Annotated in this window: 9 protein-coding genes; 7 read left to right on the forward strand and 2 right to left on the reverse strand. The window is 71.4% G+C overall.

The genetic code is table 11. From position 1 onward, the window contains the following. Positions 1–29: 29 nt before the first annotated feature. The gene (locus ACFYPN_RS31470; RefSeq protein ID WP_389303018.1) at positions 30–1,067 is read right to left on the reverse strand and encodes a glycoside hydrolase family 6 protein; all 1,038 of its coding nucleotides are present in this window, start codon (positions 1,065–1,067) and stop codon (positions 30–32) included. Positions 1,068–1,366: 299 nt separating this feature from the next. Between ACFYPN_RS31470 and ACFYPN_RS31475 the strand changes: the two genes are divergently transcribed. From ACFYPN_RS31475 to ACFYPN_RS31485, 3 genes are all read left to right on the forward strand, one after another. Beyond that, positions 1,367–1,876 (forward strand): MarR family transcriptional regulator, encoded by a 510-nt coding sequence (locus tag ACFYPN_RS31475; protein WP_358760717.1) that lies wholly within the window; start codon positions 1,367–1,369, stop codon positions 1,874–1,876. Positions 1,877–1,986: 110 nt separating this feature from the next. Next, complete coding sequence (locus tag ACFYPN_RS31480) at positions 1,987–2,352, forward strand: DUF3817 domain-containing protein (protein WP_358760718.1); 366 nt, start codon at positions 1,987–1,989, stop codon at positions 2,350–2,352. 211 nt (positions 2,353–2,563) lie between these two features. Then, positions 2,564–4,264: a methylmalonyl-CoA mutase family protein gene (locus ACFYPN_RS31485; RefSeq protein WP_358760719.1), complete on the forward strand. Its 1,701-nt coding sequence runs from the start codon at positions 2,564–2,566 to the stop codon at positions 4,262–4,264. A gap of 44 nt (positions 4,265–4,308) precedes the next feature. Here ACFYPN_RS31485 and ACFYPN_RS31490 read toward each other — a convergent pair whose 3' ends face one another. Next, positions 4,309–4,932, reverse strand: a complete 624-nt coding sequence (locus ACFYPN_RS31490; protein WP_358760720.1) for a TetR/AcrR family transcriptional regulator — start codon at positions 4,930–4,932, stop codon at positions 4,309–4,311. Between the two features lie 360 nt (positions 4,933–5,292). On the opposite strand from ACFYPN_RS31490, the gene ACFYPN_RS31495 reads away from it, so the two are divergent. The 4 genes from ACFYPN_RS31495 (at position 5,293) to ACFYPN_RS31510 (ending at position 9,665) form a co-directional block, all read left to right on the forward strand. Beyond that, positions 5,293–6,264: a tetratricopeptide repeat protein gene (locus ACFYPN_RS31495; protein ID WP_358760721.1), complete on the forward strand. Its 972-nt coding sequence runs from the start codon at positions 5,293–5,295 to the stop codon at positions 6,262–6,264. A 681-nt stretch (positions 6,265–6,945) separates the two neighbouring features. Then, the gene (locus ACFYPN_RS31500) at positions 6,946–7,578 is read left to right on the forward strand and encodes a DUF6230 family protein (RefSeq protein ID WP_358760722.1); all 633 of its coding nucleotides are present in this window, start codon (positions 6,946–6,948) and stop codon (positions 7,576–7,578) included. Positions 7,579–7,672: 94 nt separating this feature from the next. After that, entirely contained in the window at positions 7,673–8,290 is a 618-nt protein-coding gene (locus ACFYPN_RS31505) for a DUF6114 domain-containing protein (RefSeq protein ID WP_358760723.1), read from the forward strand. Positions 8,291–8,375: 85 nt separating this feature from the next. After that, entirely contained in the window at positions 8,376–9,665 is a 1,290-nt protein-coding gene (locus tag ACFYPN_RS31510; RefSeq protein ID WP_389303041.1) for a hypothetical protein, read from the forward strand. The last annotated feature ends 246 nt before the right edge of the window (positions 9,666–9,911 follow it).

The raw sequence follows: 9,911 nt of genomic DNA on the forward strand, positions 1-9,911 counted from the left end.
GCCTGCGGGACCCATGGCTCCCGACGGCCTCAGGGCCCCGCCGCCCGGGCCAGGCCGAGCGCGTAACTCGGCCACCAGGCGCCGGCCGCGGGGCCGCCCCGGCAGGGGCCGTCGGAGTCGCCCGGCCGCTTGATCCAGAGGTACGCGTCCAGTCGCTCGTACCCGGTGTCGGTGGTCGGGGGAGTGCCCAGGGCGCGCCCCGGCGGGTTGCACCAGGACTCCGACCGGCCGCCGGGGAGCGGACCGCGGCCGTTGCGGCTGCTGTCGATCACGTAGTGCGCGCCGCCGAGGAGGGCGGAGAGCCGCTCCCCGTACGCCTGCACCGTGTCGTTCGTCTGGAAGTTGGAGACGTTGAGCGAGAAGCCGTCCGCCCGGTCGATGCCGGCCCGGCGGAGGGGTTCGACCAGCTTGGCGGGGTCGGCGAGCCACTCCGGGTTCCCGGCGTCCAGATAGACCCTGGTCCTCGGGCGGGCCTTGAGGGTGTCCACCGCCCCGGAGAGCAGGTCGAGCCGCTCGCTGTGGATCGACGCCGGGGTGCAGCCGTCCACGACGTGCGCGACGGCGTCCGGTTCGAGGACCACCGTCGCCGGGGCGTCCCCGATCGCCCCGGCGAACCGCTCCATCCAGCTCCGGTAGGCGTTCGCGTCCGACGCCCCACCGGCCGAGTAGGCCCCGCAGTCGCGGTGCGGGATGTTGTACGCGACGAAGAGCACGCTCCGGTGCGAGGGCGACGCACCCCGTACGGCGGCGCGGATATCCTCCTCGGGGTCGTCACCCGCCGGCCAGTCGGCCACCGGGTGGGTGGAGATCCGCTCCAGCAGCTTCGCGTCCGCCAGGCGCCCCGCCTCCTTCCAGGCGCTGACCTGGCGGGCGGCATCGCTCTCCGGGTCGACCCAGTAGGGGGGCGACGCGGTGCCGGGAGCCGCGCCGCCCCGCACGGCGTCCGCCGCGCTCACGGCGGGCTCCTCCCCGGACGGCGCTCCCGGTGGGGACGAGCAGCCCACCGCGAGGGCGGCCGACACGGCCACGGCGGCGGAGACGACGGGCAAGATCCTGCGGCCGGACATCCAGCCCCCTCGGGCGGTGGCTCTTCACGGTGGCTTACGGGGCGCGGGCACGGGGCGGGACGCCATGCGGGGCCGGCTCGGGCGGCGACCCCACGAGGTACAGAGATGCCATCGATCCTGACATATCGGTCACGGAGCGTGGCGCTGCGACACCTGCCCTCCCCATGCGTCAATCACGCGCCCGGCAAACCGCCCCCATTCGGGCGCTCGCCGGGGGCCCGGTTTTCCCGTACGCGCTTTCGGTACCGAACTCCGAGACGGCGCCCGCCGCGATGTGACCAGTGGGTAAGGTCGGAGCTGTGCCGAAGCCGCTCAGCCTTCCCTTCGATCCCATCGCACGCGCCGACGAGCTCTGGCGGCAGCGCTGGGGACCCGTGCCCTCCATGCAGGCGATCACCTCGATCATGAGGGCTCAGCAGATCCTCCTCGCGGAGGTGGACGCGGTGGTGAAACCGTACGGGCTGACGTTCGCCCGGTACGAGGCCCTGGTGCTGCTCACCTTCTCCCAGCAGGGCGAGCTGTCGATGTCGAAGATCGGCGAGCGCCTGATGGTGCACCCGACCTCGGTCACCAACACCGTCGACCGGCTGGTGCGGTCCGGCCTGGTCGACAAGCGCCCCAACCCCAACGACGGGCGCGGCACGCTCGCCGCCATCACCGAGAAGGGGCGGGAGGTGGTCGAGGCGGCCAGCGAGGACCTGATGGCGATGGACTTCGGGCTGGGTGCGTACGACGCCGAGGAGTGCGCGGAGATCTTCGCGATGCTCCGGCCGCTGCGGATCGCCGCCCAGGACTTCGAAGACGCCTGAGCGGGTTCTCGCGGGCCGCTCCCCGGCCGCTCCCCGGCCGCCCCGCGGCCGCCCGGCCCGGGGCCCGCCCGCTGCAAGATCGCCCCCGGGCTCCGGCTAGTCTCGATGTCATGAAACGCAGCGTGCTGACCCGCTATCGGGTGATGGCTTACGTCACCGCCGTCATGTTGTTGATCCTCTGCCTCTGCATGGTCTTCAAGTACGGGTTCGACAAGGGCGAGGGCCTGACGCTCGTCGTCTCCCAGATCCACGGTGTGCTCTACATCGTCTATCTCCTCTTCGCCTTCGACCTCGGGTCCAAGGCGAAGTGGCCCATCGGCAAGCTCCTCTGGGTGCTGATCGCCGGCACCATCCCGACTGCCGCCTTCTTCGTGGAGCGCACGGTCGTCCGGGAGGTCGAGCCGCTGATCGCGGGCGCCGCTGCGGGCGCGGTCCCGAACCGGTCCGAGCAGGCCGGCGCCGTCAAGAACGGCTGACGACCGGGCGCTGTGACCGGGCGCTGCGACCGGCCGCCGACGGGCCACGTCCGGGCCGCTTCCGGGCTGAGCCCCGCCGTGGGTCCCGTCGTAAGCCCTGTCGTACGCCCTGGAGGCCCGACGACTCCGAACCGCCCCGCACCGGACTCCGTCCGAGTGCCGGGCGGTTTGTCATCGACATGTAGTAGGACGTCCTAGTAAATTCGACACCATGGACGCTGAAGCGATCGAGGAGGGCCGCCGACGCTGGCAGGCCCGTTACGACAAGGCCCGCACCCGCGACGCGGACTTCACCACTCTGTCCGGGGATCCGGTGGACCCGGTGTACGGGCCGCGCCCCGGCGACACGTACGAAGGGTTCGAACGGATCGGCTGGCCCGGCGAGTACCCGTTCACCCGGGGGCTCCACCCGACCGGCTACCGGGGCCGCACCTGGACCATCCGCCAGTTCGCCGGGTTCGGCAACGCCGAGCAGACCAACGAGCGGTACAAGATGATCCTCGCCGCGGGCGGCGGCGGGCTCAGCGTGGCCTTCGACATGCCGACCCTGATGGGCCGCGACTCCGACGAACCGCGTGCGCTCGGAGAGGTCGGCCACTGCGGGGTCGCCATCGACTCCGCCGCCGACATGGAGGTCCTCTTCCAGGACATCCCGCTCGGCGAGGTCACCACCTCCATGACGATCAGCGGACCCGCCGTTCCGGTCTTCTGCATGTACCTCGTCGCCGCCGAACGCCAGGGCGTCGACCCCGCCGTGCTCAACGGAACCCTGCAGACCGACATCTTCAAGGAGTACATCGCCCAGAAGGAGTGGCTCTTCCAGCCCGAACCCCATCTGCGCCTCATCGGCGACCTGATGGAGCACTGCGCCCGCGCCATCCCCGCGTACAAACCGCTCTCCGTCTCCGGCTACCACATCCGCGAGGCCGGCTCCACGGCCGCGCAGGAGCTCGCCTACACCCTCGCCGACGGCTTCGGATACGTGGAGCTGGGCCTCTCCCGGGGGCTCGACGTGGACACCTTCGCGCCCGGTCTCTCCTTCTTCTTCGACGCCCACCTCGACTTCTTCGAGGAGATCGCCAAGTTCCGCGCCGCCCGCCGCATCTGGGCCCGCTGGATGAAGGAGACGTACGGCGCGAAGACCGACAAGGCCCAGTGGCTCCGCTTCCACACCCAGACGGCCGGGGTCTCCCTCACGGCCCAGCAGCCGTACAACAACGTCGTGCGCACCGCTGTGGAGGCGCTCTCCGCCGTCCTCGGCGGCACCAGCTCGCTGCACACCAACGCCCTCGACGAGACTCTGGCCCTCCCCTCCGAGCAGGCCGCCGAGATCGCGCTCCGCACCCAGCAGGTGCTGATGGAGGAGACCGGCGTCGCCAACGTGGCCGACCCGCTGGGCGGGTCCTGGTACGTCGAACAGCTCACCGACCGGATCGAGGCGGACGCCGAGAAGATCTTCGAGCAGATCAGGGAGCGCGGCACCCGCGCCCATCCGGACGGCCGCCACCCCATCGGCCCGATCACCTCGGGCATCCTGCGCGGCATCGAGGACGGCTGGTTCACCGGGGAGATTGCCGACTCCGCGTTCACCTACCAGCGCTCCCTGGAGAAGGGCGAGAAGCGGGTCGTCGGCGTCAACGTCCACCACGGTTCGGTCACCGGCGACCTGGAGATCCTGCGGGTGAGCCACGAGGTCGAGCGCGAGCAGGTACGCGCCCTCGGTGCCCGCAAGGCGGCCCGTGACGGAGCCCGGGTGCGCGGCTCGCTGGACGCGATGCTCGCCGCCGCCAGGGACGGCTCGAACATGGTCCCGCCGATGCTGGAGGCGGTACGCGCCGAGGCGACCCTCGGCGAGATCTGCGGGGTGCTGCGCGAGGAGTGGGGCGTCTACACGGAGCCGCCGGGGTTCTGAGGCCCTCCGGGCCTTCCGGGGCCGTGACGCTCGCGTCCGGGCGGCTACGCCACCGCGCCCAGGCCGGAGAGCAGCAGCGAGGTGAAGCGCCGGGCCCAGTCCGCGTCGACGGGCTCGGCGCTCACCAGCGCCCGGTGCACCACCGCGCCCGCGATGACGTCGAAGATCAGGTCGGCCGCCAGCACGGCCGCCCGGCCGTCCGGTTCGGGCGGCAGCTCGCCGCGCTCCTGGGCCCGCCGGCGGCCCTGGACGACCAGCCGCTTCTGGCGGTTGACGATCGAGTCCTGGATGCGGATGCGCAGGGCCGGGTCGCGCGTCGACTCCGCGACCACCGCCATCAGCGCGGTCCGGGTCTCCGGCCGTTCCAGCAGCCCCGCGAATTGGAGCACCACGCCCTGCACGTCGGCGGCGAGGCTGCCGAGGTCGGGGAGTTCGAGCTCGTCGAAGAGGACGGCGACCGCGTCCACGACCAGCTCGTTCTTGCCGGCCCACCGGCGGTAGAGCGTCGTCTTGGCGACCCCGGCGCGCGTCGCCACGTCCCCCATCGTCAGCTTCGACCAGCCGAGCTCGACCAGGGAAGCCCGGGTCGCCTCCAGTATCGCGGTGTCGGCACCGACACTGCGGGGGCGGCCGGGGCGGCCTGACGGGGGGTCGTTGCGGCTCGGCATGGAGCGACCTTACCCGCGAGTAGGTACGAGGGTCCGCTCCCGGTGCGGGTGAGACAGATCACCGGGGTCTCCTGTTCAGGAGGGCTACTCGCCAGTTACGCTACGGGTCGTAGCGTAAGGACCCCCGGGCACCGGCCCGTTGGCCCACGCCATGATCGAGCGACAGCCACGTGGGGGCGCCGGATGGGGATCCGGGGCCGACCAGGCGGTGCCGGGGCAGGAATCCGGCACCGCGACCGGGGGGTTCACACCTCCCGCGCCGTGTCCGTCCGCCCGCCCCGCACACCGGCCGGGGCAGCGGCAGGACCCGGTTGACCGATCGCTTTCCGGAACGGTGGGCACAGGGGGGAGGATGTACGCATGCAGCCTAGGAACATGTCCATGAGCGGCGTCGTCGACCTCGCCGCTGTCAAGGCGGCCGGAGAGGCCAAGGCCAAGGCGGAGCAGGCCCGTGCCGAGGCCGCCCGCAAGGGAGGCACCGACGCCGTCGCGCCGTCCGCCCTGGTGATCGACGTCGACGAAGCCTCCTTCGAGCGCGACGTCCTCCAGCGCTCCGCCGAAGTACCCGTCGTCATCGACTTCTGGGCCGAGTGGTGCGAGCCCTGCAAGCAGCTCGGCCCCCTCCTGGAGCGGCTGGCCGTCGCGTACAACGGCCGCTTCCTGCTCGCCAAGGTCGATGTCGACGCCAACCAGATGCTGATGCAGCAGTTCGGTATCCAGGGCATCCCGGCGGTCTTCGCCGTCGTCGCGGGCCAGGCCCTCCCGCTCTTCCAGGGCGCCGCGCCCGAGGCGCAGATCCGCGAGACCCTGGACCAGTTGATCCAGGTCGGCGAGGAGCGCTTCGGTCTCACCGGCATCGTGGTCGACCCGGAGGCGGAGGGCGTCGACGCGGCTCCCGTCGAGACCCCGGCCGGCCCGTACGACGCGCTTCTCGAAGCCGCCTCCCGGGCGCTGGATGCCAACGACTTCCCGGGTGCGGTGCAGGCGTACCGCAATGTCCTCTCCGACGACCCGGCCAACCCGGAGGCCAAGTTGGGCCTCGCTCAGGCCGAACTCCTGGCCCGGGTGCAGAAGATGAACCCGCAGGAGGTCCGGGAGAAGGCCGCCGCCGACCCGGCCGACGTCGCCGCCCAGACCGACGCCGCCGACCTCGACCTCGTCGGCGGTCACGTGGAGGACGCCTTCGGGCGGCTCGTGGAGACGGTCCGCCGCACCTTCGGCGACGACCGCGACGCGGTGCGGGTGCGGCTGCTGGAACTCTTCGAGGTCATCGGTCCGGAGGACCCCCGGGTCGCCGCGGCCCGTACGGCGCTGGCGCGCGTGCTGTTCTGACGCGCGGCCTTCTGAGAGCTCCGTTCCGGGGCGCGGCGTTCTGATGCGATCGGTTCCGACGCGACTTGTTCCGATGTGACAAGACGGCTGTGACACCCACCGGGCGTCACGGCCGTTTTCGCGTGCGGGCGACAACTCGGGGCTTTCCGAGGCTCTACTTTGCCAAAACTTGACCTGATGTGCCGCTGTTACTGGCAGTAAATCATCCCGGGTTCTCTGCCCGGTTGCGCGGTGTTTTCCTCCGGTTCGGGCGTCCCTTTCGTGCCACCCTGCGTGGCCGGTCCGTGCCGCCGCGTCGCGGGGCGGTTATCAGCCCGTTACTAGCGAGTAACGACACCCCTTGTGCACCGGCCCCGAATGCACCACGATCGGCCACGCTCGGTCCAATACCCGCCAGCTCGACCGCCAGTCGGCGCCGGGGGCAGTTGGTCCCCACCGGGCGGGCCGGCGGAACGCGCGCCGACCCAGGACAGGGGGGTTCCTGCCCGAGGGCGGGGCCTGTCCGACCGGCTGCGCGGACCGCGCGGTCAGTGGTTTGTCGCTCGGGGGTGATCGCCGGTGCATCGGATGCGGTACACGCCTCCGGAACGGGCGCTCTCCTTCCCGAGGACGTAGCACTTCTCCCATCCCAGGACGGGCAACGGCCCGCCCGGAGATGTACGTCCGAGAAGGAGGAAATATATGAGTTCCCAGGTTCGCGGTGGAACGAGATGGAAGCGTTTCGCCCTCGTCATGGTTCCGAGCGTCGTCGCGACCGCTGCGGTGGGCGTCGGCCTCGCGCAGGGCGCGCTCGCCGCGTCGTTCAGCATCTCGGGGCAGGACTTCAAGGTCACGGCCGACCAGCTGGTGGGTCACGACTTCGTCCAGTACGGCAACGTCGCCACGGGCGGCGCGGGCAACCACCCGGTCGCGGTCTCCGGCTTCAGCGACGCGAAAATCACGAACATGTGTCAGTCCGTCGTGACGCCGATCCCGGGTCTCGGCACGTGGACGCTGAAGCTGACGGCCGGCACCAAGGAGAACAAGCCGGTCGAGGCGACCAAGCTGTACCTGGACGTCTCCGAGCTCGACGCCGACGCTTACTTCGAGCACATCGACATCGGTGTCGCCGCGGGCAGCCTCGGCAAGGACAGCAACGGCCAGTTCGGCGTCCAGCCGGACACCAAGGGTGCCAGTCCGTACGGCTTCGCACAGCGCGCCGAGACGGCGACGCTGACCAACGTGTCGCAGAGGGCCTGGGCCACCACGGCCGGCACCTTCAAGCTGAGCAACCTCAGCCTGCGCCTGAACCACGACGCGAACGAGTGCGAGTAGGCATTCCGTTCGGGCGGCCGGGGCCTCGCACAGAGACCCCGGCCGCCCACCCTCCCTTTCTCGCAGCAGTACCGGTTCCAGGGAGCTGTTTTCCATGAGCCCCGAGTCCACAGGGCAGAACGAGCACTACCTCACCGTCTTCCGGCGGAGCTTCCGCACCTGGCGGGGGAACAGGCCGTTCTGGGCAGGCCTGTTCACCATGGCAGGCGGTATTCCCATCGGCTACTTCCCGTACGCCAACATGCACCTCGGCAACGTCACCCTGGCGATGTCCACCACCGCCGGTGCCGGATCGCTGATCATCGGGGTCCTGCTCGTCACGCTGGGTCTGACGATGTGGTTCCACCACATCGTCCGGGTGTTCGCGGGCGTGGCGGCGATCCTGCTCGGACTGATCTCCATACCCGTGGCCAACTTCGGTGGGTTCGTGATGGGCTTCGTCCTCGCGATGCTCGGCGGCGCGCTCTCCGTCGCTTGGGCCCCGGGACAGCCGAAGGATGATACCGAGGGCGCAGACGGCCTCTCGACATCCACGTTCGTGCCCTACTCCGCGGCTCCGATCGCTCACGGTGTCGACCAGCCGACGTTCGCGAGCGGCTCGACCTCGGGGGAGTCCCACGGCATCACCACCTACCCCGCGCAGCAGCCCGCCCCCTACGACACGGCGGTGGGCGCCGACACCGACGCCGACGGCGGGAGGCACCGTGCGTGAAAACGGGTACTCCGACACTTTCGCGGGCGAAGCCGCCCGCGAGCGGACGGGCCCGCGTCACGCGGCTCCCCGCAAGTCGCTGCTGATGAAGCTGAACCTGCCGTCCGGCAAGAAGGCGTTCGCGCTCGCCGCGATGCCGACGGCGGTCTTCGTGGGCATGAGCCTCACGCCCAAGCTCGCCATGGCGGACGACGCGTCGGACATCCCGTTCGCGCCCGGACCGTGCGTCACCCGGTCCGACGAGCCGAGCGAGTCGCCGGAGCCGTCGACGTCGGCCTCGCCGTCACCCTCCGCCTCCGACTCCGCATCGGCGGGCGCGGACGAGGGCAAGGACGACGACCAGGGTTCCGGTCCCACGCCGGCCACGTCCCCGACCGCGACGCCGACCGCGACCCCGTCCCCGACCGCGACGTCCGAGGCACCCGCCGCCGGCACCTCGAAGGACGAGACGGCCGCCGGGGCGAAGTCCGCCGCCGAGCCCACTCCGACCGCGAGCGCGAGCAGGAACCCGCTCGATCCGCTCGGTGTCGGCGACGCGATATCGGACCTCCTCGACGGCCTCGACCCGAACAAGGCGACTCCGACCCCTTCCCCGAGCGCCACCACGGAGGCTCCGGCCGCCGAGGAGCCCACCGGGGCCGGTACGGAGAAGCCGGCGACGGCGTCGACGGGCGCGTCGACGGACGCCGGTGTCTCCGACGGCAAGGCTGCCGCCGAGAAGGACGCGGCGGCGGCGAAGGCCGACGAGACCGCCGAGAAGACCGAGGCGGAGATCCGCGCGGCCGCGGCCGAGGCGGGCCAGACGGTCGAGGAGCTGGACGAGGACGCCAAGGGCACCGACGCCAAGAAGGACGAGGACGTCCCGGACGGCGCCAAGCAGCCGTTCCCGTGTCCGACCGAAGACCCGGAAGCCCTCGCGGCGGCCCAGCTGGAGCAGGACATGCCCCTGCTGCCGACCGACCCGTGGATCCTGGAATCCTCGCTGCTCACCCTCACCGGGCTCGACTACGCGGGCATCGTGGAGGTGAAGACGGCGGACGGCAGTGTCAAGAAGGTACTGAAGTTCACCGCCGACTCCGTGGACATCAAGGACCTGCACCAGAAGGCGGTAGGGCCGGACGGCACCACCACGCACGTCCAGGCGCGGGACGGTTCCACGTCCACCATCCGCGGTGGCACGGTGACGATGTACACGGAGGAGCTGAAGGGCAACCTCTTCGGCATCATCCCGATCACCTTCAGCCCCACCTCGCCGCCCCCGATCAACGTGCCCTTCGCGTTCTTCACGAACGTCAAGGTCACCCAGGCCGGCCAGTTCGGCGGCTCGCTCACGGTGCCAGGACTGCACAACTACCTGACCAAGAACGCGGGCTGACCCGCCGCCCCACCCCGTACCAGTCCGGGAGCCGCACAGAACCTGTGGCCCGCAGCCCTGTTGTTCAGGGAGGCGGGCCACAGGTGCGTCCGGGGCGCCCGGACCCGTACGGCAGGACGGCCGTGGGGCGCCCCCCCCCCCCCCCCCCCCCGGGGGGGGCCCCCCCCGGGGGGGGGGGGGGGGGGGGGGGCGCCCGCGCGGCGGGGCCCGCCCCCCGGGTGGGGGTGGAGCCGGTTGGGGGTGGGG

The organism is Streptomyces sp. NPDC005576, assembly GCF_042871745.1.
Taxonomy (GTDB): Bacteria; Actinomycetota; Actinomycetes; order Streptomycetales; family Streptomycetaceae; genus Streptomyces.